The organism is Streptomyces spectabilis (assembly GCF_008704795.1).
Lineage (GTDB): Bacteria > Actinomycetota > Actinomycetes > Streptomycetales > Streptomycetaceae > Streptomyces > Streptomyces spectabilis.
In genome coordinates, this window is record NZ_CP023690.1 from 3,604,806 (window position 1) to 3,630,526 (window position 25,721).

20 protein-coding genes and 1 pseudogene are annotated in these 25,721 nt (G+C 69.5%); 3 read left to right on the plus strand and 18 right to left on the minus strand.

Annotation, left to right across the window (positions count from 1 at the left end):
* Positions 1-102: 102 nt before the first annotated feature.
* The 6 genes from rpmA to CP982_RS15650 all read right to left on the minus strand — a co-directional run bounded on the left by rpmA (position 103) and on the right by CP982_RS15650 (position 8,862).
* Entirely contained in the window at positions 103-357 is a 255-nt protein-coding gene (rpmA, locus tag CP982_RS15625) for a 50S ribosomal protein L27 (protein ID WP_010986870.1), read from the minus strand.
* Between the two features lie 14 nt (positions 358-371).
* Positions 372-692, minus strand: coding sequence for a 50S ribosomal protein L21 (rplU, locus tag CP982_RS15630; RefSeq protein WP_144003427.1), 321 nt, complete (start codon positions 690-692; stop codon positions 372-374).
* Positions 693-892: 200 nt separating this feature from the next.
* A complete protein-coding gene (locus CP982_RS15635) occupies positions 893-2,257 on the minus strand; it encodes a phospholipase D-like domain-containing protein (RefSeq protein WP_150511101.1) in 1,365 nt (454 codons plus the stop codon).
* A 197-nt stretch (positions 2,258-2,454) separates the two neighbouring features.
* Positions 2,455-6,666, minus strand: a complete 4,212-nt coding sequence (locus CP982_RS15640; protein WP_150511102.1) for an Rne/Rng family ribonuclease — start codon at positions 6,664-6,666, stop codon at positions 2,455-2,457.
* A gap of 248 nt (positions 6,667-6,914) precedes the next feature.
* Positions 6,915-7,733: a TIGR03936 family radical SAM-associated protein gene (locus tag CP982_RS15645; protein WP_372503362.1), complete on the minus strand. Its 819-nt coding sequence runs from the start codon at positions 7,731-7,733 to the stop codon at positions 6,915-6,917.
* Positions 7,734-7,776: 43 nt separating this feature from the next.
* Positions 7,777-8,862 (minus strand): phage tail tape measure protein, encoded by a 1,086-nt coding sequence (locus CP982_RS15650; protein WP_150511104.1) that lies wholly within the window; start codon positions 8,860-8,862, stop codon positions 7,777-7,779.
* A 178-nt stretch (positions 8,863-9,040) separates the two neighbouring features.
* On the opposite strand from CP982_RS15650, the gene CP982_RS15655 reads away from it, so the two are divergent.
* Positions 9,041-10,663: a recombinase family protein gene (locus tag CP982_RS15655; RefSeq protein WP_150511105.1), complete on the plus strand. Its 1,623-nt coding sequence runs from the start codon at positions 9,041-9,043 to the stop codon at positions 10,661-10,663.
* Between the two features lie 219 nt (positions 10,664-10,882).
* Here the strand turns inward: CP982_RS15655 and CP982_RS15660 are convergent, their stop codons facing one another.
* The 4 genes from CP982_RS15660 to CP982_RS15675 all read right to left on the minus strand — a co-directional run bounded on the left by CP982_RS15660 (position 10,883) and on the right by CP982_RS15675 (position 14,409).
* Positions 10,883-12,247 (minus strand): replication initiator, encoded by a 1,365-nt coding sequence (locus CP982_RS15660; RefSeq protein ID WP_150511106.1) that lies wholly within the window; start codon positions 12,245-12,247, stop codon positions 10,883-10,885.
* A 301-nt stretch (positions 12,248-12,548) separates the two neighbouring features.
* Positions 12,549-12,746, minus strand: a complete 198-nt coding sequence (locus tag CP982_RS15665) for a hypothetical protein (RefSeq protein ID WP_150511107.1) — start codon at positions 12,744-12,746, stop codon at positions 12,549-12,551.
* Positions 12,743-14,044: an FtsK/SpoIIIE domain-containing protein gene (locus CP982_RS15670; protein ID WP_150511108.1), complete on the minus strand. Its 1,302-nt coding sequence runs from the start codon at positions 14,042-14,044 to the stop codon at positions 12,743-12,745. The genes CP982_RS15665 and CP982_RS15670 overlap by 4 nt, the downstream gene beginning before the upstream one ends.
* Positions 14,044-14,409 (minus strand): SCO3933 family regulatory protein, encoded by a 366-nt coding sequence (locus tag CP982_RS15675; protein WP_150511109.1) that lies wholly within the window; start codon positions 14,407-14,409, stop codon positions 14,044-14,046. The genes CP982_RS15670 and CP982_RS15675 overlap by 1 nt, the downstream gene beginning before the upstream one ends.
* Positions 14,410-14,610: 201 nt before the next feature.
* Here CP982_RS15675 and CP982_RS15680 point away from each other — a divergent pair, with 201 nt between their 5' ends.
* The gene (locus CP982_RS15680; protein WP_150511110.1) at positions 14,611-15,390 is read left to right on the plus strand and encodes a GntR family transcriptional regulator; all 780 of its coding nucleotides are present in this window, start codon (positions 14,611-14,613) and stop codon (positions 15,388-15,390) included.
* Between the two features lie 793 nt (positions 15,391-16,183).
* Here CP982_RS15680 and CP982_RS15685 read toward each other — a convergent pair.
* Together CP982_RS15685 and CP982_RS15690 are read right to left on the minus strand one after the other, a co-directional pair.
* Complete coding sequence (locus CP982_RS15685) at positions 16,184-16,474, minus strand: hypothetical protein (RefSeq protein WP_150511111.1); 291 nt, start codon at positions 16,472-16,474, stop codon at positions 16,184-16,186.
* A gap of 315 nt (positions 16,475-16,789) precedes the next feature.
* Positions 16,790-17,353: an ATP-binding protein gene (locus tag CP982_RS15690; protein ID WP_150511112.1), complete on the minus strand. Its 564-nt coding sequence runs from the start codon at positions 17,351-17,353 to the stop codon at positions 16,790-16,792.
* A 170-nt stretch (positions 17,354-17,523) separates the two neighbouring features.
* Between CP982_RS15690 and CP982_RS15695 the strand changes: the two genes are divergently transcribed.
* Positions 17,524-18,876 carry an NsdA family TPR-like regulatory protein gene (locus CP982_RS15695; protein ID WP_150511113.1) on the plus strand — a complete coding sequence of 451 codons (1,353 nt, stop codon included), beginning with the start codon at positions 17,524-17,526 and terminating at the stop codon, positions 18,874-18,876.
* A gap of 61 nt (positions 18,877-18,937) precedes the next feature.
* Here the strand turns inward: CP982_RS15695 and CP982_RS42500 are convergent, their stop codons facing one another.
* The 6 genes and pseudogenes from CP982_RS42500 to CP982_RS15720 all read right to left on the minus strand — a co-directional run bounded on the left by CP982_RS42500 (position 18,938) and on the right by CP982_RS15720 (position 25,682).
* Complete coding sequence (locus CP982_RS42500) at positions 18,938-19,570, minus strand: hypothetical protein (RefSeq protein WP_229879452.1); 633 nt, start codon at positions 19,568-19,570, stop codon at positions 18,938-18,940.
* A gap of 639 nt (positions 19,571-20,209) precedes the next feature.
* A pseudogene (locus tag CP982_RS43230) lies at positions 20,210-20,809 on the minus strand (caspase family protein); the annotation flags it as partial.
* 8 nt (positions 20,810-20,817) lie between these two features.
* Entirely contained in the window at positions 20,818-21,156 is a 339-nt protein-coding gene (locus tag CP982_RS15705) for an effector-associated constant component EACC1 (RefSeq protein ID WP_229879465.1), read from the minus strand.
* Positions 21,157-21,418: 262 nt separating this feature from the next.
* The gene (locus CP982_RS41745) at positions 21,419-21,592 is read right to left on the minus strand and encodes a hypothetical protein (protein WP_170316435.1); all 174 of its coding nucleotides are present in this window, start codon (positions 21,590-21,592) and stop codon (positions 21,419-21,421) included.
* 490 nt (positions 21,593-22,082) lie between these two features.
* Positions 22,083-24,023, minus strand: coding sequence for a TIGR03960 family B12-binding radical SAM protein (locus CP982_RS15715; RefSeq protein WP_150511117.1), 1,941 nt, complete (start codon positions 24,021-24,023; stop codon positions 22,083-22,085).
* A 93-nt stretch (positions 24,024-24,116) separates the two neighbouring features.
* Complete coding sequence (locus CP982_RS15720; RefSeq protein ID WP_150511118.1) at positions 24,117-25,682, minus strand: CYTH and CHAD domain-containing protein; 1,566 nt, start codon at positions 25,680-25,682, stop codon at positions 24,117-24,119.
* Positions 25,683-25,721: the final 39 nt, after the last annotated feature.

Consider the following 25,721-nt stretch of genomic DNA (forward strand, 5'->3'; position numbering starts at 1 on the left):
TTGTTACTGCTTGCTGTGTCTATTCAAAACACGCGAAAGGCGGACCCGCTTCCCGACAGGGAAGTGAGGTCCGCCTCGCGAAAGTTCCGGTCAGAGTGCCGTTCAGGCGACCGGGACGATGTTCACGACCTTGCGGCCGCGGTGGGTACCGAACTCCACCGCGCCGGCGTCCAGGGCGAACAGGGTGTCGTCCTTGCCGCGGCCGACGCCCGAGCCCGGGTGGAAGTGGGTGCCGCGCTGGCGGACCAGGATCTCACCGGCGTTGACGACCTGACCGCCGAAGCGCTTCACGCCGAGCCGCTGAGCATTGGAGTCGCGACCGTTCCGGGTGGACGATGCGCCCTTCTTGTGTGCCATCTTGTCTCAGTCCCTTACTTCGCAGCCGTGGGGATACCGGTGATCTTGATCGCCGTGTACTGCTGACGGTGACCCTGACGACGGCGGTAGCCGGTCTTGTTCTTGTAGCGCAGAATGTCGATCTTCTGGCCCTTGTGGTGGTCCACGACCTCGGCGGTGACCTTGATGCCGGCCAGGACCCACGGGTCGCTGGTCACAGCGTCGCCGTCGACAACGAGCAGGGTCGAGAGCTCGACCGTGTCGCCAACCTTGGCGGTGGAAATCTTGTCAACCTCAACGATGTCGTCGACAGCAACCTTGTGCTGGCGACCACCGCTGCGCACGATGGCGTACACGCGGATCTCTCTCTCGCTCGGAACGGAATCCCCGCAGTCCAGCCGTCCGGCGCGACAGCGCGATCGGCCTCTCCCGGTCATTCCTGAGAAATTCCCGGGAGGAAGAAGGTTTACGAGGATGGGCGCACGTATGGACACGCCGACGGTCAAGATTACGGGGCCCGCCCGTACGGGTCAAACCGGGCCCCGGCTCCCGCGCCCTAGTGCGTCGGCTTCTCACCGTCCGGCGGCAGCGGCTTCACGCCCCTGCACAGGTCCGTCTTGTCCTTGGTCCCCGGCCACGCCACCTTCTTCACACGGTTGAAGTGCTTGAGGTAGGTGTCGTGCACGGAGTCGTCGTCGACCTTGACGATCAGCTCGTCGTTCTCGCGCAGCGCGGGCGCGGTGTAGTTCTGCGAGCCGGTGAAGGCCACCTTGTTGATCTTGCCGTCGTACTTGCCGTCGATCAGCACGTACTTGCTGTGGATGATGAACGGCGTGATGAGCTTCTGGCCGGGCCTGAGCGGGTCCCGGTCGTCGTTGAAGCAGCGCAGCGCCGGGCCGCCGGCCTTGTGCAGCCCCTCCCAGGTGCCGGGCTTGCCGTTCTGGCTCTTGGCGCTGTCCGTCTCGGCGTACACCAGGTCGACGGCGCAGCCCGCCTTCTGCAGGGAGACCAGCTTGTCGGCGATCTGCTTGCGCGTGATCTTGAAGATGGAGGCGCGGACCTTGGTGCTGCGCTTGACGCCGCCCGCGTCCTTGTAGGTGCACGAGATGTTGTTCAGGACCGAGTACATGGTGTCGGTCTCGTTCACCGTGCCGACGCGCGGGAAGAAGTACGCCTTGTAGCGCCCGCTGCTGACCGTGCGGTAGTCCCAGGCCTCCCAGTTCCTGCCGACCATGTCGGTGAAGTACTCGGAGAACGCGTCGTACATGGCCGGGTTGTCCGGCAGCAGCAGCGCGTCGTTGAAGAACTTGGTGTGCGCCGACGGGGTCGAGTTCGACGTGGTCTGCACGACGACGTCCCGGGCCCCCTTGACCTCGGAGAACAGCCAGAACTTGTTGTGCATGATCGACTTGCCGTACTTCGGGTCGCCGAGGCACGACTTGTTCGGCGGGCAGAGCGTGACGAAGGACGGCTTGGCCCGGTTGGCACCCAGCTCGTTCACGAGCGTGGCGTACGCGGTGTTGTCCGGGCGGTCCGTCTTGCTGGTCGAGTCGAGCAGGATCTGGACGTTGACCCCGCGCTTGTGGGCGCCGACGAGCGCCTCGACTATGGGCGCCTCCCACACGTGGTAGACGGCGACCTTGATGGTCGAGCCCTCCACGGCCGCGTCGGTCAGCTCGATGAGCCGGGTGCGGATCGCGTGCTGCTGGTCGACGGTGCCCAGCGGGTCGTTGAAGACCGGGCCCTCGGGCCAGGCGGGCGTCGTGCCGGGGGCGGCCGTCGCGGTGGCCGCGGCCGGCAGTGTCGCGGCCGACAGGACCGTCGCGAGGACGGCCGCCTGGCGCCCTCCCCTGGCGGGCCGTACCGCCCGGTGGCGCCCCGTGCCTCTCAGGCGTATCCCTCGTGGGCGTGCTGCCGCCATGTCCATCCCTCCCCTTGCTCAACGGACCGGGTGAGTCTTACAGGTATCCGGCTCCGCCACCAAGTGCGGGGCGAAAGGGCGAAATCGACAACGGATGGGTGACGGCGGAGCGCGGGAACGCCGGAGCCCCCGCCCGGCACAATCGCCGGACGGGGGCCCTGAGCTCCTGACCTCCGCGGTCGCTGTCCCCTCGCGGGTCAGCTCGCGTCGGCCGGGACGGCGGACGGCGACGACGGCTCGGCCGCCGCGGCCTTCTTGGCGGTGGTCTTCTTCGCCGCCTTCTTGGCCGTCGTCTTCTTCGCGGTCGTCTTCTTGGCCGCGGTCTTCTTGGCCGCCGTCGTCTTCTTGGCCGCCGTCTTCTTCGTGGCGGCCTTCTTGGCGGTGGCCTTCTTGGCCGTCTTACGGGCCGCCTTCTTGGCGGGCTCGGCCTCGGCGTCGGCCACGGGGGCCTGCTCCGGCTCGCCGGCCTTGTCGGCCGTCGCCGTCGTCTCGACCTGCTCCGCCTTCGCCGTCGGCTTGTCGGCCGCGGGAAGGACCACCACGGCCGCGTCCTCCGACGCGGTCGGCGCGGTCGCCTTGCGGACGGCGCGGCGGCGCGGCCGGGCCGGGGCCTCGGCGACGGGCGCGGCGGCCTCCGCGACCGGCTCCACGACGGGCTCGGCGGCAGCGGCCACCGGCTCCGGCTCGGCCGGTGCCGTCGGCTCCTGCTTGGCGGCCTCCGTGACGATCACCTCGGCGTCGACCGCGGCCTTCGGCGAACCGGCCGGGGCCGATGCCTTACGGGTCGCGCGGCGGCGCGTACGCCCCTTGGGCGCGGCGTCGTCCTCGGCGGCGGGCGCCGGGGCCTCGGCCACCGGGGCGGCCTCGACGACGGGCTCCGCCTGCACGGGCTCCTCGGCCCGCGCGGGCTCGGTCGCCGCGGGCTCGGCCTTCGCGGACCGGGCCTTCGACGCGCCGGACTTGGCCTTCTTGGCCTTCCGTCCGGACTCCGGCCGCTCGGCCTCGGGCGACCGCTCGGGCTGCTCGGCCCGCACCGTCTCGGCGGGAGCCTCGGGGGCCTGCTCCGACTGCGGCGCGCCCGCCGGAGCCGACGCGCGGCGCGTGGCACGGCGCCGCGAACGGCCCCGGGCACCCGCGGCCGCCTCGGCCTCCGCGGCGCTGCTGTACAGCTCCTCGTCCGGCGCGAAGTCGGGCTCGGGCAGGGCCGTCGGCGCGGCGGTCTCCGCCTCGACCTCGGCCGCCGTCTCGGCGGTGGTGTCCTCGGCCTCGACGGCCGCCGGGGCCTCGTGCGTGTGCTCGGCACCGCCGCGGCCGCGCTTCTTGCGCTTGCCGCCGCCACCGGCGGACGTCGCCTGGTCCATGTGCACGATCACACCGCGGCCGTTGCAGTGGACGCAGGTCTCGGAGAAGGACTCCAGGAGGCCCTGGCCCACGCGCTTGCGGGTCATCTGGACGAGGCCGAGCGAGGTCACCTCGGCGACCTGGTGCTTCGTACGGTCGCGGCCCAGGCACTCCAGCATCCGCCGCAGGACCAGGTCGCGGTTGGACTCCAGGACCATGTCGATGAAGTCGATGACGACGATGCCGCCCAGGTCGCGCAGGCGCAGCTGGCGCACGATCTCCTCGGCCGCCTCCAGGTTGTTCCTGGTGACGGTCTCTTCGAGGTTGCCGCCCTGACCGGTGAACTTGCCGGTGTTGACGTCGATCACGACCATGGCTTCGGTCTTGTCGATCACCAGCGAGCCACCGCTCGGCAGCCAGACCTTGCGGTCGAGGGCCTTGGCGAGCTGCTCGTCGATCCGGTACGTCGCGAAGACGTCGACCTCGGACGTCCAGCGCTGGAGCCGGTCCGCCAGGTCGGGCGCGACGTGCGAGACGTAGCCGTGGATGGTCTGCCAGGCGTCGTCACCGCTGATGATGACCTTGGAGAAGTCCTCGTTGAAGATGTCGCGGACCACGCGGACGGTCATGTCCGGCTCGCCGTACAACAGGCTCGGCGAGCTGGTGGTGGTCATCTTCGACTTCTTGAGGATGTCCTCCCACTGCGCCTGGAGCCGCTCGACGTCGCGGCGCAGCTCGTCCTCGCTCGCGCCCTCGGCGGCGGTGCGCACGATCACGCCCGCGTCCTCGGGGACGATCTTCTTGAGGATGGTCTTCAGACGCGCCCGCTCGGTGTCGGGCAGCTTGCGGCTGATGCCGGTCATCGAGCCCTCGGGCACGTAGACCAGATAGCGGCCGGGCAGCGAGACCTGGCTGGTCAGACGGGCGCCCTTGTGGCCGATCGGGTCCTTGGTGACCTGCACCAGGACCGACTGGCCCGACTTCAGGGCGGACTCGATGCGGCGCGGGCCGTTGGCCATGCCGAGCGCCTCGAAGTTGACCTCGCCCGCGTACAGGACGGCGTTGCGGCCCTTGCCGATGTCGATGAAGGCGGCCTCCATCGACGGCAGGACGTTCTGCACCTTGCCCAGGTAGACGTTGCCGACGTACGACGTCGACTGCTCCTTGTTGACGTAGTGCTCGACGAGCACGTTGTCCTCAAGGACGCCGATCTGGGTGCGGTCGCCGTTCTGGCGGACGATCATCTCGCGGTTGACCGCCTCGCGGCGGGCCAGGAACTCGGCCTCGGTGATGATCGGCACCCGGCGGCGGCCCTGCTCACGACCCTCGCGGCGGCGCTGCTTCTTCGCCTCCAGACGGGTCGAGCCCTTGATGGACTGCACCTCGTCCGACGGCGCGTCGTCGCTCTTCTTGCGCGGCTCGCGCACCTTCACGACCGTGCGCTCCGGGTCGCCCTCGCCCGGCTCGCTCTCGCCGGTGTCACCGGCACGGCGGCGACGACGGCGACGGCGACGGCTGCTGCTGGAGCCGGCCGGTCCCTCGGCGTCGGCGGCCTCGTCGGCCTCCTCGGCGTCCTCCGCCGCCTGCTCGGCGGCGTCCTCGGCGTCCTGCTCCGCCTGCTCGGCGGCGACGGCGGTCTCGACCTCGTCCTCGCCGTCGGCGCCGTCGGCGGACTCACCGCGGCGACGGCGGCGGCCACCACGGCGGCGACGGCGGCCCTGGCGCTCGCCGGCCTCCTCGCCATCGGCGGCGTCGGCCTCGGCCTCGGCGTCCTGGGGCTCCTCGGCCTCGGGGGCCTCCACGGCCGGGGCGGCAGCGGCGGACTCCACGGGCTGCGGGGCCTCGACGGGCTGCTCGTCGGCGGCGCGGCGACGACGGCGACGGCGCGGGCCCGTCTCCTCCTCCGCGGCGGGCGCGCTCTCGGCCTCGGCCGCCTCGGCGGCGGCAGCGGCAGCGGCGCGCTCCGGGGTCTGGAACATCGGCTCGGTGAACACCGGCGCCTGGAACACGGCGACGGAGGGGCGCGAGGGCCGCTGACCGCCCTCGTCGTCACCCTGCGCACGCGACTCCGCGGGCGGCGCGGTGAACCCGGCGGCGGCCTTGCGGGTGGCACGGCGGCGCGTACGGGCACGCGGGGCGGCCTCGTCGGCGGCCTGCGGGGCCTCGGGGGCCTCCACGGCCTTCGCCTCGGCGGCGGGCGCGGCGGCCGCGCGAGTGGCACGGCGACGGGCGCGCCGGGGCGCCTCGGTCTCGGGGGCCTCGGCGGCCGGAGCGGCCTCGGCGGCGGTGGTGTCCGGCACGTCGGCGGTCTCCTCGGCCTGCGGCTCGGCGGCGGGGGCGGCGACGGCACGGGTGGCACGGCGACGGCTGCGACGCGGCGCGGCGGACTCGGCCTCGACGGCCTCGGCGGGGGCCACGGGCTCCTCCGCGGCCACGGGCTCCTCGACCGGCGCGGCCTCGGCCTGCGGCTCGGCGGCGGGCGCGGCGACGGCACGGGTGGCACGGCGACGGCTGCGACGCGGCGCGGCGGACTCGGTCTCGGGCTGCGGCTCGGCCGCGACCGGCTCGGCAGCCTCGGCGGCGGCCTCCTGCGGGACCTCGTCGGCGGCCTTGGGCGCACCGGCCGGGGCCGTCGCCTTCCGCGTCGCACGACGACGCGTACGCGCGGCAGGCGCCGCCTCAACGGTCTCAGGCTGCTCGGCGGCGGCCTCGGGCTGCTCCGCGGCGGCCTCCTGCGGGGCCTCAGCGGCAGCCTTGGGCGCACCGGCCGGGGCCGTCGCCTTCCGCGTCGCACGACGACGCGTACGCGCGGCAGGCGCCGCCTCAACGGCCTCAGCGGCCTCGGGCTGCTCGGCGGCGACGGCCTCGGCGGCCGTCTCGTCCGTCTCCTCGGTGTCCACGTCCACGGCGGCGGGGGCGGCCGGTATGGCCGGCGCGGCGTCCGTGGCGGTGCCCGCGGGCGGTCCCGCGGGGCGCGACGCGGCGCGGCGCCGACGGCGCGGCGGCAGCGTGTCGCTGGGGGTGCTGCTGTTCTGCGAGCCCTCAGTGGGGTCGTTCGGCTCAAGCATGCGGGCGGTTCTCCCGTCACGCTCCCGGGCGCCGCGCCGTAAACCGGACGTACCCGCGGCCCTCGCCTGTCGCGGGGGGCCGCCATCCGAGGGCGTGGGCGCCGCACGGGAGCTGTCTATGTCTTGTCTCGCCGGTTCCGTACGCTCCTGGCGTACGGCCTGGCGAAAGTCTTCTGGTCAGTGCGCTGCCCGACCCAGGTGGCTCCCGAGTAACAAGGGCGGCGCTGCGGTGTGCTCGACGAGCGCCCCTACGCGGGACCTTCCGGCACCGGCGCCTTCGCGGCGGCAGCTGCGGCGGCCCCTGAATCGGGGTGCCGATCGGCCGGGGCGGCCGTGACTGCCTCGCGGTCGGGCGCGAGCGGGTCGGTCACCGTGCCGGTCTCGTCATCGAAAAGCCCCTGCGCCAGCCTGGTCACCGCTGCGGGGACCGGCGGCGCCAGGTCGGCCACAGCTCGGAGACCGGACAGGACGTCGTCGGGTCGGACGGCAGGTGTCACGTGCCGCACAACCAGCCGCAGTATCGCACAGGGCTTGTCGGTCGGCCTATCAGCGACGGAGGCGAGCGCCTCCGGGCCGAGGGCGTCCAGGCTCACGACGGCGGCGCGGGCGTCGAACGTGCGCATCCCGTTCTTCGTGCGCCGCTGGACCTCGACGGTCTCGGCGGCACTGAAGGCGGCGGCGGCCCGCTCGGCGTCGGCGGTCTCCACGCCGTCCAGACGCAGCTCCCACACGGAGGCGGTCAGCCGGTCGGCGAGGCCGGAAACACGGGCCTCGACGGCGTCCGTGATGTCGAGCCCTGCGGGCAGCGACTCATTGAGCAGCTCCCGCAGCTTCTGCGGGTCGCGCGGCTCGGTGAGCGCGATCTCCAGATACTCGGCCTCGCTGCCCGTGCCGGTGGGTGCGGCATTGGCGTACGACACCTTCGGGTGCGGGGTGAAGCCCGCCGAGTACGCCATGGGCACCTCGGCGCGGCGCAGCGCCCGCTCGAAGGCGCGCTGGAAGTCACGGTGGCTGGTGAACCGGAGGCGGCCGCGCTTGGTGTAACGCAGACGGATGCGCTGCGCCACGGGCGCGGGCGGCGGGCCTTCGGGCTGTCGCTTGCCCAGTGTCCTAGTCCTTCGTGAGTGGGGTCGTACCGCTACCTAGGGTACGTCCCCGGACAGTGTCCGGTTCCCGCCGGGCCCCGGCACCTCCGGTGACGGGCACCTTCTCGCGGGACGTGCCGAACAGCATCCTGCGGAAGTCCGCCCGGGCCTCCCGCACGCTCTCGCGCACGGAGCCGATCGCCTGCCGGGCGACGTGGCCCACGGCCCGGGCGCCCCGGCTCACCGGTCGCCACAGCGTGTCGCGCACAGCGTGCCCGACCGGGGTGAGCAGGCTCCGGTACACCCAGCGCACCGGCTCCACGAAGATCAACTTGAGCAGGCGGCCGAGGAAGCCCCACACCGCCCTCGAAATGTGCCCGGCGATCCGCCAGGCGTGTCCGAGGGCGTCCCCGATCTCCCTGCCGACGAAGACGAGGGCCCGGCCGACCGGCGCGAGCACCCACCGCCACAGGGCGACGACGGGCACCACGAAGATCCACCGCAGGAGTGTGCCGACGACGATCCCGATGCCCCGGAGCACCCACCAGATCCCCAGGCCGATCCCCCGCAGCACCCACCAGACGCCCCGCGCGAGCCACGCGATGCCGTGCCCGAGGGGCGTCAGGAGGCGCGCGTACAGCCAGCGCGCGGGCACGACGACGAGCACCCGCCCCAGCCACGCGAGCCCGTGCCCGATCGGCGTGAGGATCCACCGGTACACCCACACGGCGGGTACGACGAGCAGCACGTGCCCCAGCCAGAGGAGCCCGAGTCCGACCGGCTTGAGCACGAACCGCCACAGGGCCACCCAGGGCCAGACGAAGAGGGCCTTGCCGACGAAGCCGAGGACTGCGCCGATCCCCCGCCCGAGCCAGGCGAGCGCCCGCCCCAGGGGCCGCAGCGCCCGGTCGAACACGAACCGCCCGCACACCACCAGGGCGTCCCACACGATGCGCACCGGCACCACGAGCACCAGGACCACGATCCGCACGGGCAGCCGCAGCGCCACCACGAGACACCCCTCGGCCCGCGGGGCGGGCGCGGGGGCGGTCTCGTTCACGTACGCGGGCGCGGGCGCGGGCTCCGCAGGAAGCCGCTTTTCCAGATCCATGCCGACTGAGACGCCGTCACCGACGCCTCGTTTCCCCCCGTTTCCGAACCGATACCGCTGGAACTACTTGACGACCGTGAGCGGCAGCAGCTTCTTGCCCGTCGGGCCGATCTGGATCTGCGTGTCCATCTGCGGGCATATGGACACGCCCTCAAAACCCGCCCTACGGTCGTTTGACATGGGGAATCGTACGCGGAGGTCGCGCGCGGCGACCGAGCAGAAGCAGTACGCGGTGGAGGCCGAGTGGTCGGAGGCCGACCTCGCCCTCCTAGAAGGGTTACGGAAGGCCGAGGCCTTATTACCGGACGACGCTCCACGGGCGCTGATCTCGGTCCGCCTCTCCGTGCTCACCGAGGACACGACGTCGCCCGTCAGGCAGGAGCTGGATCTACGCCTGTTGGCCAGGGAGCGGGGCCTCCGCGTGGTGGGGGTCGCCAGTGACCTCAATGTCTCGGCGACGAAGGTCCCGCCGTGGAAGCGCAAGGAGCTGGGCGACTGGCTCAACAACCGGGTGCCGGAGTTCGACGTACTCCTCTTCTGGAAGCTGGACCGCTTCGTCCGTCGACTGTCGGACCTGAGCACCATGATCGACTGGTGCCTGAAGTACGGGAAGAACCTCGTCTCGAAGCATGACTCCATCGACCTGACCACCACGGCCGGAAAGATCATGGTCACGATCATCGGCGGCATCGCCGAGATCGAAGCGACCAACACCAGCACGCGCGTCGCCAGCCTCTGGGACTACACCAAGACGCAGAGCGAGTGGCTGGTGGGCAAACCCGCCTACGGCTACAAGACCGCGCGGGACGAGAACGACAAAGTGATCCTCGTCCACGACGAGGACGCGTACAAGGCACTCCACTGGTGCCGCGGCGCCGCCATGAGAACAACCCCGGCATCCGCCCGCCGCATGGTGAGGATCCTCATCCGCTCCGGACTCTGCGGCCCGGGACTCACGCCGTCGACCCTGCTGCGTCGGCTCAGGAACCCGGCGCTCATGGGATACCGCGTAGAAGAGGACAAGAGCGGAGACAAACGTCGCTCGAAGATCGTGCTGGACAGCAAGGGCAAGCCCATCCGCGTGGCGCCGCCCGTCTTCACCGAGGACGAGTTCTACAGCCTCCAGAAGGTGCTGGACGGACAGGGGAAGCACCAGCCCGCCCGGCGCCTAGGCGGCGCGACGAAGTTCCTCGGCGTCCTGGTCTGCCACGACTGCACCACCAACATGACCGTGCAGAAGACCAGGACCAAGGGCAGGGACTACGCGTATCTGCGGTGCGGCAAGTGCAAGGGCGGGGGCCATGGGGCGCCGAACCCGGTCGAGGTCTACGGCCAGCTCGTCGAAGACGTACTGAAGGTGCTGGGCAACGAGCCGGTGATGACGCGCGAGTACCGCCAGGGCGCGGAGGCCCGCAAGGAACAGAAGCGCCTGGAGGACTCCGTCAGCTACTACATGTCCGGCCTTGAACCAGAAGGACGCTTCATGAAGACCCGGTTCACGAGGGAACGTGCGGAGAGGACGCTCGACGAGCTCATCGGACAGTTGGAGAGCATCGACCCCGAGAGCACCAAGGACCGGTGGGAGGCCGTACACGACGGCAAGACGTTCCGCGCCCGCTGGGAGGAGGGCGGCATGGAGGCCATGAGTGCGGACCTGCTGCGAGTCGGCGTGAAGTGCGAGATCAAACGAACCAAGGTCAAGGGGGTCCGCGCGCCTCACGTCCACATGAAACTGATGATCCCGAAGGACGTGCGAGACCGTCTGGTCATCAAGGAGGACGACTTCGCGGAGGCCTTCTGACACTCGACAGTGAGATGAGGGGCAGTGAGGCCACCCCGGCTAGAGGGCGGCCTCACCGGCTTCCAGCGAACCAGGACGAGGGGTCGAACGGCTCCTCTGTTCCGTCGTCGTCCACGATCACAATCTCGCTCTCGATCTCATGCTTGTGCGCGCCTCCGGGAGAGCACGGCCTGGAGAGCCAGTCAGCTGCCGGAGAAGCCCGCTCGGGTGCAGCGGTCATCAGCACCGCCGTCCTTCAACCACCTTCTCCTCCGCGTAGCACTCGCGAGTCCGTGCAAGGCCGTCCGCGATCCCGGCGGCGATGAGGGCGGCGCCGGGTGTGTGGCCGGAGTCGAGGTAGCGCCAGTGCGCTTCGGTGGTGGTGCCGGGCGGCTCGTCGCGGGTGGCCCCCTGGTGCTGTGCGCGTTCGGCGCGTAGGGCGGCGTAGGTGGTGGAGTAGGCGCGGGATTTGGTGAGGATGTGGCCGCGGTAGCCGAGGGTGTGGGTCCAGGCGCGCAGCCGCAGGGGCTCGTATTCGGGCAGGCTGCCGAGGCGCCAGCAGGTGCGCATGAGGGTGCGGACGTGAGCGGTGACCGGGGCCGTGGTGATGTCGTCCCAGGCGGTGAGCGTGTGGTCGATGCCAGCTCCGGTCTCGCTGGCGCCCTTGGTGACGTACTTGGCGATGTACGCGGCCACCGCGTCGTCGTCGGGTCCCTGGCCGTCGGCGTGGAGTGGGCGGGCGTCGAATTGGGTGCCCCAGCGCAGGGCGAGTTCGCCGATGGCGGGGCTGTAGGGGGTGTGGACGAGGACGCGGCTCGCGGCCGTGCGTACGGCGTTGGTGAGGAGGTCTGTGGTGGCCCAGGGCGGGGGTTCGTCGTCGGGTCCGGTGGGGCCGTCGAGGCGGATGACGGTGTGGAGGTGGACGGCGGCGCGTTGCTGGTACTCAGCGATGCGGGCGAAGGACAGGCGCGCGTGCTCGTGGAAGCGGGACTGTGGGAGGCCTGCCGCCGTGGCGAGGTTGCGCCGGACGCCACGCGTGAAGCGGTCCCAGAGCATGCCTGCGTGGGCGTGCCAGAGGACGTGGGCGGTGTAGTCGTAGCAGTCGGGGCAGAGCGGTTGGCCGACGAGAGAGGCTTCCGGGGTGTGGACGGCTGCGCAGCCGAGGGGGCGGCCGTGCTCGCATGCGTCGCCGTCGCGTCGGGGTCGACAGCGTTCCGCGGCCCGGTGGACGGGGCCGAAGGAGGGGGCGGTGAGGGTGACGAAGAGCCGGGGCCGGTCCCGGACCGCGGTGGGGATGTCCTTGCCGCCGATCAGGCCCGCGCGCACGAGGTGGTAGGTGTCGCCTGCGTGGAGGCGGGAGCAGGGGGCGCAGACGGTGGCGCGTCGGTTGCGGCAGCGGACCAGGAGGCGTTCGCCGGGCTCGTCGCGGGTGTCGTAGTGGCGGACGATCGCGCCGGTCTCGGTCTCGTAGGTGGTGGTCGTGCCGGAGAGGTGGATGGGGTGGGTGCAGCCGCCGGTGGCGGTGATCTGGTCCAGCCAGCGGGCGAACTTCGGGTCTTGCGCGATGCGCAGGGCGTCGCGGTCTGCTTCGGGGAGCTGGCGCAGGCGCGCCGCGCGGTCGAGGACGGCGCGCCTGCCAGCCGGGGTGAGTGCGGCTGTGATGGTGGTGACCTTCCGGGGTGGGCCGCCGCAGCGGCACGGTTGGGGGTTGGTGGCGCGGTGTCGTCCATGGGCTTTCGCTCCTTGTGAGGGGTGGCGGTTGGGTCAGCGGATGGTTCCGGTGCCCCGGCAGATGCGGCAGCGGTGGCGGTGGCCGGTCCAGGTGGGGCGGGTGCCTTCGCCCTTGCAGTGGGGGCACTTCACGCGGCTCATGGGCATGACGGGGGACACCTTTCGGGGGTGGCGGTCAGTGCTGGGAGAAGCCGTTGGTGAGCCAGGTGATGAGTTCGTGGACGCTCAACGCCACGGGGGTCTGGCCGAGGTAGACCCCGAGCAGGACGGCGCAGATGGCGTGGTGCACGCGCATGTCCCGGGAGCGGACGAGGAAGACGGTGATGACGCCGAAGATCAGCGAGAGGGAGAGGGCAGTGCCTTCGTTGATCACGGGGTGCCTCCCCGGAGGGCGTCCAGCGCGTGATCCAGAGCCGGGAGGAGCGGGGTCAGTCCGGCGTGTCTGTCGGCGGTCGTGCGGGCTTCCTCGGTGGTGGTGAGGTGGGAGCGGGCGCGGCTCCAGCCGCCGTCCGGGCCGGTGCAGACGGCCACGCCCTTCTCGTCCGGGGTGATGGACTGTGCGACGGCTACGGCGTCCTTGTTGAGGTCGCCCAGGGCCATTTCGGCGGTGCCGGGGTCGTGGACGCGGTGGCAGATGCGGCCGCCGAGCTGGGCGCGCAGGGCGGTGACGCCGGAGCCGAGGTCGGAGCCGACGCGCTGCCCGGCGACGACCAGGTGCATGCCGAGGGCGGCGCCGAGCTGGGCCAGGCGCAGCAGCAGGGTCGAGCACTGCTCGGTCTCGGCCCGGCTCTCGCGGGTGCCGTCGGAGAGGTAGAGCTCCGCGAGTTCGTCGACGATCACGACGACGGGGACCGGCCGGAGTTTGTCGGGCAGTTCCCAGACCGAGCGCACTCCGGCCGTCCGGCACTCGTCCATGCGATCGCGCATTTCGATGGCGAGGGCGCCGAGGACGGCCACGGCCTCGCGCCTGCATGTCGTCAGCGCGGACAGGCGGCGGGCGAACAGGCCCAGTTCCATGCCGCCCTTGCAGTCGATCCCGACCAGCGCGATGTCCTGCGGGGCGAGCTGGGTGATCAGCCGGGCCAGGAGGGTGGACTTGCCCGAGCGGGTCGCCCCGGCGATCAGCCAGTGCGGAACCAGGCGTAGGTCCATCACCCACGCCCCGCCGCTCTCCAGCACCCCGACGAGCGCGGCCAGATGCGCGGTAGGGGCGGAGATCAGACCGGGCCGCTCCAGGGGGTCGCTGGCCGTGGCCGCCAGCACCACCACACCCCGCTCGGGGTAGGTGACCCGGACCGCGTGCATCTTCCAGGCGTGGGCGAAGGCGTCCGCCGCCTTCAGGTACGGGGCCGCGGTCTGGCCCGCGTGCAGGCGCACCACCACCCGCAGGCCCAGGCGATGGGCGCGGGGCAGGGAGATGCGCGGAGCGGTCGGCCGCAGCGGATCGCCCTTGACGATCAGGTCCCCGATCAGGCCGCGGGCCGGGTGCTTGGAGACGGCGAGGTCGTTGAGGATGGCGACCCGGCGCCAGGTGAACAGCACCCGCAACGCGGCGACGGGGTAGCCGGTGACGTACCAGTGCCAGTGCGGGCACCGCTGCCGCAGGTGATCTCCGATCACCAGCAGCCAGGCCAGCACGGCTAACGCGAGGGCGAGCAGCACGGCGTCCATCAGGCACCACCGCCCGTCTTCTCCACCCGGGCCGTCTGGGGTGCGGTGGTGCCGGGCATCGGCGTGATGGTGTCCGCGCGGAAGCTCACCCCGTGGCGGTCGCCCATCGCCCAGGCGAACGCCGTCAGCCCGGTGACCTTGACGATCTGCCCTTCCTCCAGACCTTTGGGTTCACCGGAGACCGCGATTTCGATCACCGAGATCCGCCGTCCGTCCTGGCGGACCAGGACGGCCACGGTGTAGACGGTGTTGCCGTCCCGGTCCTTCTTGACCTCTCCGGTCTCGGAGTTGCTGATCTTCGCTTCGGGCGGGATGGCGCACCGCAGTACGCCGAGCCGCGCCGTGTCCACAGGAATGGACTGCATTGCTTGGGCCTCCTTGGCCACTGGAGCGCGCCAGGAACTCTTCCTGACGTCACTTGTCCTTACGAGTGACGAGCATGAAGCTCTTCCGGGCCGGGGTGCAACTACTTATGCTGACGAGTGATGTCGCGCGTGCGACGTGACGATGACCGAGAAGCCGAAGGCCTAGACGCCGATGACGAAGCCGATGACGAAGGTGGCCAGATGACGGAGATCCAACGCCCCGGAGCGCTCTACCAGCAGGTCGCCGCCGCCATCCGCGAAGCGATCCTGTCCGGCGAGTTCACCCCCGACAGCCCGCTCCCGTCTGAGGCCCAGCTCATGGCCCGCTACCAGGTCTCCCGCCCCACCGTCCGTAACGCCATCGCCGCCCTCCGGGCAGAAGGCCTGATCGACGTGCGGCACGGCAAGGGCAGCTTCGTCCGCTCCGACAGCCAACCCGCCGTGACCCTGGAGCGCCGCATTACCCGGGCCCGCGGAGGCGGCTTCACGCTGCCCGACGGGACCGAGTGGGGTGAGGCCGAGGCGCCGAGCGTGTACCGGTCGCACACCACGAAGGAGACCGGCCAGGCCCTCAACCTCGGTGAAGAGGAAGCCCTGTTGTGCTGCGACCGACTGCTCACCGATCCGGCTACCGGCACCCGAGCCATGCACCGCACCTCGATCCCGTTCGAGACTGCCGACGCCATCCCGCACCTGGCCGAGAGTCCGGACCGGCAGCCCTTGGCGATCTACGGTCTGCTCGCCGAGGCCGGGCACAAGCTGACCTGGTCCGAGACCGTCCGCGCCCGCATGCCCCTGCCCGACGAGCGCACGGCCCTGAAGCTCCCGGACGCGACACCGCTGCTGCACCTGGCCCGCATCACCCACAGCACCGATGGCCAGCCCCTGCTGCTCGAAGAGCTCCGCGTGGGCGCGGACCGCGCCGAACTCGCCTACCAGATCACCGCCCAGGCGAGCGCGGGTCGAGGAGCCCGGAGCTAGGGGCAGCGCCTCCCGCCGATCCTCGAATCCCCCTGTATGCAAAGCAAGTTGACGCACCGCCACCACCTCAGAAGTCAATAGTCATTGTGGGCTAGTCATTTATGACTACCTGGCGGATGATGCTGCCCAAGAGGTCGCGTGCAACGCTGCACAGCAGGACCAGGAGGCCCATACATGCCCTCGACTCCGTCATCCGGCTCACCCGCCACCCGTCGAACGCCCTCCTCGGGCCCTCCTGTCCCCTGGTGGGTAGTCGTGCTCCTGATCGCGATCGCTGTGGGGGCATACGTGGTGCTGGTCGTAATTGGAAACCAGGACAGCGCGAGCACAGCGGGATCACTTGGTGGCCTACTGACTGGCATGCTCGCCGTGTTGGGCATCGGTCGGAGGTCGTAGAAGCCGCCGCCTGTCGAAACTTCCTTCACTTCCTCAAGGGCGCGCCTGCGGCGCGCCGGGGCGCCCGCGCGCCCCGGCCGGGCGTGCGGCGTGCCCGCCGGTCCCGGCCGGACGCCCAGCGCCCCACACCTCAACCCGCACCAGCAGAGAGCGCGTCGACCAGCAGCCGCGGGCCGGGCCCGTCGCGGCCGGGGGTCGGCGGTCTGAGGCTTTAGGCAGCCACTTTGGCGCGAGCCTCGAAGATCATGGCCCCACATCGGGCACGTGCGGGCAGGCCAGGAGCCAGCCCGATCCGCGGGCGAGCGTAAGGGGCCATGATCACTCGCGCCAAAGCAGCTCCAGCCCAAAGCCCCAGCCCGCCGACGTGCCCACGCGCGGCACCCACGGGGACGGCGCTTCATACGTCACCACCGCTCACGGCCGACTCCAGGAGCCCGGCGAGCCGGGCCACCGCACTCGGGGAACCCGCCAGCCGCACGAGCCCCCGCCCGCCCTCATCGGTCGAGGCGACACAGCGCACCTCCGACAGCTCGAAGCCCGCACCGAGGAACGCACGGTTCAACCGGTCGGCCACCTCGCGCGCCTCGCGCCAGCCCGCCAGGTAGTCGACACCGGGAACCCACATGCCGAAGTCCCCGTCTACGATGCCCAAGCCGTCGCTCAGCCAGTCCTCACCCGAGCCAGCCACTTCGCCCACCTTCACCTTGATCGAGGTAACGGATCGTCAACTCACTTGCACCAAGGTCGAGATGCAGCACAACGACCCCGGTACCATCGGGCACCGGGGGCCGCTGAGTCCCCAGCCGGGCCACCCTTCGCTTTCCACGGCAGACGGGGTGGCCCGGTCTCGGTATGAGGTTGTGAAGCGCGACCCCCGCCGTAGAGGCCAGGAGCCGCGCCCCTCGCAGCCGGAGCTGGGTCGGCAACCGACTGCGGTCCGACTCACCGCTCGCCCCTCCCCAGCACCCAGGAGGCCGTACGAGCAGCGGCGAGCCGGAAGTCTCTACGGAGCCCGTTCACTGGCGACGGGATCCAGATCGAAGCGGCACCAGACCGTCTTGCCACCCGGCTCCTCGGGCGACCACCACACCGAGTCGGCAAGCCTCTGGACGATCAACAGTCCGCGCCCCCGGTCCGGTAACAACGCCTCCGGAAACTCACCGGCCAGAGCAGGCGAAACGCACTCACCCACCGGAAGGTCCGGCGGCGCGGAGTCCTCATCGGTCACGCCAATGCAGAGCAGACCGGGCCACGTCATGACGGACACGTCCACGCGCCGACTCGCACCGGGACGCGCCAGGCAACCGTCCGGCACAGCGTGCTGCACGACGTTCCCGACGAGTTCCGAGACGACCAAGCGGACGTCGTCACGCAGCGAGCCCAACCCCCAGTCCTGAAGCGAGGCGCCCACCATGTCCCGCGCCGCACGGACGGCGTCCGCAGACTCAGCGAAGATCGTCAGTGCTCTGAAGTGCCCAGGGCTCCCGGCCACCGTCGCGCCTTGCGGGCCCTGTGTACCTCGCTCCTGACCAGCGTTCCCGCGCTTCCGGACGCCCCTCGGATTCATGACACAGTCCACCGTCCCCGGCCGCGTCTGCCGGGACGCTCCCGACAGGGTGCAGTGAGCGTGCATCACCTGTACCGGCCGTCGCTCCCTCCTCTTGGGGACCCCCCTCGTGGGTACACTCGCGAAACGGGCACACGAGAACGTCAGGTCAATCACGATGGGGAAGTGAGATGGCCGGAGTCGCTCCGACACCAGCAGCACTGCCGCCGCACGTTCTGGAACGCGCCGACGTACGCGCAGCCATCGCCAACCACGACTTCGGCGAGGTCTTCCGGCTCGCCAAGCTCCACGGCAACATCAGCTACGCCAAGATCGCCGAGGCCGTCGGCTACAAGCGCGAGCACATCGGCAAGATGGCCCGCCCCGAGACCAACGGCACGGGCGTCCGCCCCCGGATCACCCAGCACTTCAAGATCCTCGAAGTGGTCGACGGCCTCCGCATCCCGGGCCACCTCGCAGGCCTCGCCCCCCGCCCATGGGAACTACAAGAAACACCGGGCAACGCCCAGCCGGACGACCCGAGCACTCTGCTGGCCCAGGGCGGCGCAGGCCTCTGGGACATCGCCGAACTGCTCCGCCGGACGGAGATGTCCAGCATCAACAGCGCGGCCCTGGAATCGATCGAGCAAGGTATCGACCAGTTGGCCCGCGCGTACCCCTACGCGGACGCCGACTACCTCCACCAGCGCACGCGCAACGGCTTGCAGTACGTCACCAAGCAGCTTGAGAGCCGCATGACTCTGCGGCAGCACCGAGAGCTCCTCGTCGACGCCGGATGGCTCTTCCTCCTGAACGCCTGCGTCCAGTACGACCGGGGCCAGCGCGAGGCCGCCAACCTCAGCAAGGCAGCAGCCCTCCGCATCGGCGAGGAGGCTGGGCACGGCGAGATCAAGGCATGGGCATGGGAGATCGAGGCCTGGTTCGCCCTCACCCAATGCCGCTGGGACAACATGCTCACCGCGGTCGACGCCGGGCACGCCTCCGACCAAACCCACTCCGTCGGCGTCCAGTTGTACGCCCACAAGGCCCGCGCCGCAGCCCGCATGGGAGACGCCCGCCTGGTCCGCGACTCCCTGGACGCCGGCCGCGCCCGCCTGGAGCGCCTGCCCCGCCCGGACCACCCCGAGCACCACTTCATAATCGACCCGGACAAGTGGGACTTCTACGAGATGGACGCGTACCGCCTACTCGGCGACGACGAACGCGCCGCCACCCACGCCCGCTCGGTCATCCGCATCAGCACGGGCCCCGACGGCACCGAAATCTCACCCATGCGCGCGGCAGAGGCCCGCCTCACGCTCGGGGTCACCGCAGCCCGCTCAGGGGAAATCGAAGAGGCTGTAGGCATGGGCGCCGCAGCTCTGGAAGCTAACCGGAGGTCGCTACCTTCGCTGCTTTTAGTCGCCAATGAACTGAACAAGGAACTCAAATCTCGATACCCTCGGGAAAGCGCAACTCAAGAATTCAGCGAGCGACTTTCAGCAATGAAGAGAAACGTGGCCATCGCGGACCTCCCATTCTAGATGACGCCATCGCCACTAATAGCGCCACTTCTCGGTAGCGTGTACCACTGGATCGAACCCCTCACTCATCAACTACATCAACAGTCCACGAATCCCCAAATATTTCCTGCAAGACTTCTTCAAGAACTTGATCCAATCCGGCGGATCGATAAACGCCGCGACTCTGTTCATCTGAAAATACCAGTCTCAGATTCCGGCCATCAAAGCCAACCACTTTGGCCTTCTGGCTAAGCACAAGCCACGCAAACCGCCTTCGCACCTTGACACCCTCAAGGACCCTCTGCCAGGTATCCCGAAGGACAGGGTCATTCAAGAACTCACCATGAACTCCCGACTCCCTTTCACCTGGCCATTTCCCCCCGCTGTGCTCGCTCTCGCCAGTCATTGCAACTATGGGCCACGCACCCACACGTCGGTCAGTCGATGAACTGGGCGTCGGCGACCGCTCATCGGTGCCGTCGCCGAGGCTCCCTATTGTGGGCCATGCTCCCGGCCGGTTCACATGAGGAAAGTGCGGCATTCTAACTACGGCATGTGTAGCACCCTCATCAACAACCTTGACATTCCAAGAAAGTCCAAAATCTTCTCGAAGTACACTTTCGAGAACAGTATCGACACCTGAGGCCTTATAGTTCTCCTTGGATGATTTACCCGCAAATATGAGCTCGACTGTCTGAGCGTCAACGCGTTTCATTCTGGCATTCTGACTGAGCAGGATCCATGCAAAACGCCTTCGATGCTTAACCGCTTCCAGGATCTTCGGCCACAGCTCTTCGTCAATTTCCGAAGGTTCAGGAGGTCGCTTGACCTCCGGCCATACGGCACGAGTGGCCCCAGGAGCAGAGCACTGCGCGGGTGTCACCGGGGAGACCTCCCCCTTAGGCGCCTCCTTCTCTGCGTTCACAACCTTGGCCCCGGCCTCCACAACCGTCGGCCACTGCCCGCTGCGATGCTCCGGAGGGACGCCTGGCTGCCAAACTGACACCTCCGCACGCGAAGACACCGGCCACTCGCCTGACTGGCCGTGAGCCACCGGTGACGCCTTCCCGTCAGACTGCGCGTCGAGCCCACCAGCCATTGCCACCGACGGCCCGGCCGGAAAATCTATCTCCGTAGAAGGAGAATTCCGCAGAGCTCGACCCCCACCGAAGACTCCTGGAGGCCGCTTCTCTGAGTTGCGCGAATTTCCACCCCACCCGACCCACTGCTTATTCCAGGAAATCGCCAGGCGCCCAGGAGAGTTGCGCACTCTTCTATGAGGTAGCGGTCGAGCTTTTGCCCGTAGAGATTGATGAAGGTGGGTAAACAGGGTGTCCAGATCAAGGAACTTTTGACCGATATCTGGGATCCCCCCATGAAGCAAGCGCAGCAACTCGCCAGTGAATACTGTAAAACCGCTGCCATCCTCTGCCATCGCCGACAGCGCTTCCCCAGCAGCGGCAATAAGATACGTCCCCTCCACCAGCGCATCCTCGGCTATAGAGTGGGCGGGGTCCGCCATGACGCCAAGGGCGCTTGCAGCGTAACAGCAATCAAGAATTACAATACGACGGTTCGCTACTGACCCAAGGAGCGTTTCACGGATGTCATTGTAATCGGTCGAAGTATGTGGAGCACCGGCCCGAGAGGTGGATCGACTAAGGCGAAACTCTCCCCTATTGACCCCCTTTAGGCCATGCCCGGAATAATACACAAGCAGAGTGTCCGTGGCTTCCTCTGCGTAACGGAGAATCGGATCTACGAGATCCTCTGGAGTCCTCGGATTATGGATCGCCCTGCAATGCTCAGGCGGCAGCTTCCACGAGGTTTCCCCTGTAAGAATTCGCCACAAGGAGTCGACATTGTTCCTCACTGAAGGCAGCGAAGGAAGATGCACATACTCACTGACGCCGACTAGGACCGCCCGCGACTTCTGAGGGTCAGGAAGAGTCACAGATCCTGCTACTCCTCGGCGAGCGTTCGAATGACACGCTCCACTACATCACTATCATCCCCTTCGATAGTGACGATCTTTCCGTTATATTCAACAGTTACCCGAGGTGACCTGACACGCGTCTTACGCCATGTCGCATAGGCTAGCGAAAAGGTGGCCATCTGCCAGAGATTGTCGGTCACTAGCTGAAGTGCATCGAGTGCACCAGCACTCATCTCTTCCGGCTGAGGATCCACGGTCAGCCAGGAAATCTTGGCATGCTGACGAATCTCAGGAATTTCGAGAAGCCACAACCGAAGCGAGCGCAACTCCTCGTCAGCGCCTGGGCCATCCATACGGATTTGCATCACGTTGCGAGTCCCCTTCGGTCCCCTCCGCTGTCACGTGGCAGACAGCTTAGGTGAGGCCGCGTCACCGCACCGCCCCGTTGGCCGAACTCCCACCACCGGAGCTGCCCACGGCTCCATGAACGACGAGTTCAGCCCAGACCTTGGCGAGCAGCAGTTACCAAACGGGCTTGAACACAGGAGAGTTAGTGCACAGCAATCCATCAGAGCTCCGGGCACAGGGGCACGGCCAGGCAGACTCCCTCTATGAGGCCCGGCATGGTCAGATGCGACGAGAGTTATCAACGAGATCCGACCAGGCAATACCCATGATCAGCGCTGCGATGGCGATCAGGAGCACGCTCAAGGCCAGGGCGTAGAAGAGGATGATCCGAGAGAGATCTTTGTGCTCTGCGGCCGTGCGGGCCCGGCGCGGAGGCAGCGTCGTTTGGCCCATGTCTGCCACCTTCTTCCGTCGGCCGGTCGGAGCGTCGCAGTCCACACGCCAAGGCGCTTCGGCCGGAAGGTGCTGAAGCGCCGCATCCCGACCATCGCGATCCGTCAGTGAACGTGAGTAACAGGCCGCCGACCAGCGGGACGTACTGTGCCCCGCACCTCGGAAGAGGTACGGGGCACAGAACTGACCACGAAACCAGAACGAGTGATGGCAACCGCCGAGGGCCGACAGCGGCGCGCAATCCAGGATCTCAAGCCTCAGAGCGCCCTGAAGGCGACCCCGGGCCTCAGACCCACTCCACTTCCGACCGGATGCCCGGCGAGCCTCCAGGCGGCGGCAGAGGCGTTCTCGGGGTCACCAAGGCAGGCGGCGCTTCCCGCTTGCCGGAGGCGCCCGCCGCGTTCAGCGCCGCGACGACCTCATCCTCTGTGACCTCCGCCACAGCCTCTGTGATCCGCCGCAGCGCCTCACTCACTCCTCAGCCGCCGTTTCAGCTGGTCACAGGGGTCTTCTTGACCGTCAAGGGCAAGAGCTTCTTGCCGGTCGGGCCGATTTGTATGGCCGTGTCCATCTGCGGGCACACCCCGCAGTCGAAGCACGGGGTCCAGCGGCAGTCCTCGACCTCGGTCTCGTCGAGGGAGTCCTGCCAGTCCTCCCAGAGCCAGTCCTTGTCGAGGCCGGAGTCCAGGTGGTCCCAAGGCAGGACCTCCTCGTACGTGCGCTCGCGGGTGGTGTACCAGTCGACGTCGACGCCCATCTCGGGCAGCGTCTTGTCGGCGCACTGCATCCAGCGGTCGTAGGAGAAGTGCTCGCGCCAGCCGTCGAAGCGGCCGCCGTCCTCGTAGACGGCGCGGATGACGGCGCCGATGCGGCGGTCGCCGCGGGAGAGGAGGCCTTCGACGATGCCGGGCTTGCCGTCGTGGTAGCGGAAGCCGATGGAGCGGCCGTACTTCTTGTCGCCGCGGATCTTGTCGCGGAGCTTGGCGAGCCGCTCGTCCGTCTGCTCGGCGCTGAGCTGCGGCGCCCACTGGAACGGGGTGTGGGGCTTCGGCACGAAGCCGCCGATGGACACCGTGCAGCGGATGTCGTTCGAGCCGGAGACCTCGCGGCCCTTCTGGATGACGTTCATCGCCATGTCGGCGATCTGGAGGACGTCGTCGTCGGTCTCGGTGGGCAGGCCGCACATGAAGTACAGCTTCACCTGGCGCCAGCCGTTGCCGTACGCGGTGGCGACGGTGCGGATGAGGTCTTCCTCGGACACCATCTTGTTGATGACCTTGCGCATGCGCTCGCTGCCGCCCTCGGGGGCGAACGTGAGGCCGGAGCGGCGGCCGTTGCGCGTCAGCTCGTTGGCCAGGTCGACGTTGAAGGCGTCCACGCGGGTGGACGGCAGGGACAGGCCGATCTTGTCCTCGGTGTAGCGGTCCGCGAGGCCCTTGGCGATGTCGCCGATCTCGGAGTGGTCCGCGGAGGAGAGGGAGAGCAGGCCCACTTCCTCGAAACCCGTGGCCTTGAGGCCCTTGTCGACCATCTCGCCGATGCCCGTGATCGAGCGCTCGCGCACCGGGCGCGTGATCATGCCGGCCTGGCAGAAGCGGCAGCCGCGCGTGCAGCCGCGGAAGATCTCCACGGACATGCGCTCGTGCACCGTCTCGGCCAGCGGCACGAGGGGCTGCTTCGGGTACGGCCACTCGTCGAGGTCCATGACGGTGTGCTTGGACACGCGCCACGGCACGCCGGACCTGTTCGGCACGACGCGGCCGATGCGGCCGTCCGGGAGGTACTCGACGTCGTAGAACGCCGGGATGTAGACGCTGCCGGTCCTGGCGAGGCGGAAGAGGACCTCCTCGCGGCCGCCGGGACGGCCCTCGGCCTTCCACTGACGGATGATCTCCGTCATGTCGAGCACGGCCTGCTCGCCGTCGCCGATGATCGCCGCGTCGATGAAGTCCGCGATCGGCTCGGGGTTGAAGGCCGCGTGGCCGCCCGCGAGCACGATCGGGTCGTCGACGGTGCGGTCCTTGGACTCCAGCGGGATGCCGGCGAGGTCCAGGGCCGTCAGCATGTTCGTGTAGCCCAGCTCTGTGGAGAAGCTCAGGCCGAAGACGTCGAAGGCCTTCACCGGGCGGTGGCTGTCCACCGTGAACTGCGGGACCTTGTGCTCCCGCATCAGCTCCTCGAGGTCCGGCCACACGCTGTACGTGCGCTCGGCGAGGACGCCCTCGCGCTCGTTCAGGACCTCGTAGAGGATCATGACGCCCTGGTTGGGGAGTCCGACCTCGTACGCGTCCGGGTACATGAGCGCCCAGCGGACGTCGCAGGCGTCCCACTCCTTGACCGTGGAGTTGAGTTCGCCGCCTACGTACTGGATCGGCTTCTGCACATGCGGGAGCAGGGCTTCGAGCTGCGGGAAAACCGACTCGACAGGCATCGCTGGACCTTCGTGAGCTGACAGGGGTGACCCTCAAGCCTAACGTGGCCGGGGCCCGGCCCCGTACCTCGATCGGAGCACCCCGCCGCGCGCTCAGCCGCCGAGCGCCGCCCGCACCTTCGATGCCGCCGCCCGGTCCCACACCTCGGGCAGCTCCCGCTCCTGGGCCGCCGCGGCCGCCTCCTCGCGGCCGTACAGCAGGCCCCAGGTGTACGCGGACTCACCGGCCGCGTGCGCCTGGATCGCCAGGTTCCGCAGGGCCTCACGGGCGACGACGCTGTCCTGGTGCTCTCCGAGGACCTTCTGCACGGCCTTCATGCGCTTGGCGAAGCGCTTCGCGGGCTTGCCCAGGGCGGGCTTCGCGGCCTCGCCCGCGTACCGGGCGCGCTTGGCCGCCTTGCGGGCCTCGTGCATCGCCGTGTCGCGCTCCTCGCCGGGGGCGAGGGCCAGGGCGTGGTCCACGCGGGCCGCGAGCCGGTCGAAGTCCTTGAGCATCGCCTTGGGCAGGGCGTCGTCGGCGGGGGCCCCGGCGGCCTTGCGCAGCGGCGGGTCGGCCAGCAGCGCGTCGACGGCGTCGAGGAGGGCCAGATAGCGCGACGAGTCGAGGACGGCGACGGTCTTGCGGCGCGATCCGGCGCGGCCCGCGATCGACCAGATCCGCAGGCGGGCGCGGACGGGGCCGAGGCGCAGCGTGCGGGGGACGTCCGCGAGGGCCGTCGTGAGGCGTTCGGTGAGGACCTCGCGGTCGCGGTCCACGCCCAGCTCGCCGGCCAGCCACCTCAGCTCCTCGCCGAGCGGGTCCGTGGTCTCCCTGTCGAGGATCTTCCGGTACGTCTTGAAGGCGCTGCGCAGGCGGCGCGTGGCCACGCGCATCTGGTGGACGGAGTCGGGGAGGTCCTGGCGGACGGCGGGGTCCATGGCGATCAGGGCGTCGCGCTGCTCGCGGAGGTACGCCATGACGTGAGCCCCGGCCGGGTCACCCGTGCTGGGCACCGGGGGCTGCGCCCACCCGTCCCGCCCCGCAGGGGCGGCGTCGCCCGTTTCCGCCAGCGCCCGCGCCAGCTTCGAGCCCGACGTCGAGCGCCGCACCCCCGCCTTGCGCAGCTTCTTCTCCACCCTGTCCAGGAGCCGGGGATCACCCCCGTCCGCCAGCTCCACCTCGATCTCGCTCCACGCGGTGGTGCGGCGGTCCCCGCCGGAGAGCCGTTCGGCGCGGACCTCGTCCAGGGACACCTCGGCGAGGAGCGTGCCCGACTCGTCCACGAGGTGGCGCACCGCGCGGGCCGAGCGGAGGCGTACGACCGGCGCCAGCGGAGTGTCGCGCACGCGGGAGCGGACCAGGCCCGCCAGGGGGCGGGGGACGTCGTCCGACAGGGGGGCGTGGACCTCGTCGCGCACGCCGTCCGCGAGCGAGACGGGGAGCTTCAGATGCCAGCCCGCGTCGGAGCCTCCGGTGCGGCGGCGCAGGGTGATGGCGGCCTCGGCCAGGCGTTGGTCGGCGGTGTCGTAGTAGACGGCGTCGAGATCGGCGACGCCCTTGTCGATGACGTCGGCCACTCCGGCGACGCCGCTCAGGTCGGGGAGGCCTCCACCGGCCCCGGCGTCGTACTTCCGCTCGATCTCGCGGTGCGTCGCAGTCCCGTGCTTCGTGTCCGCCATGAACCGAATCTAGACGCGATCCGGGGCGCCCGGCAGTCC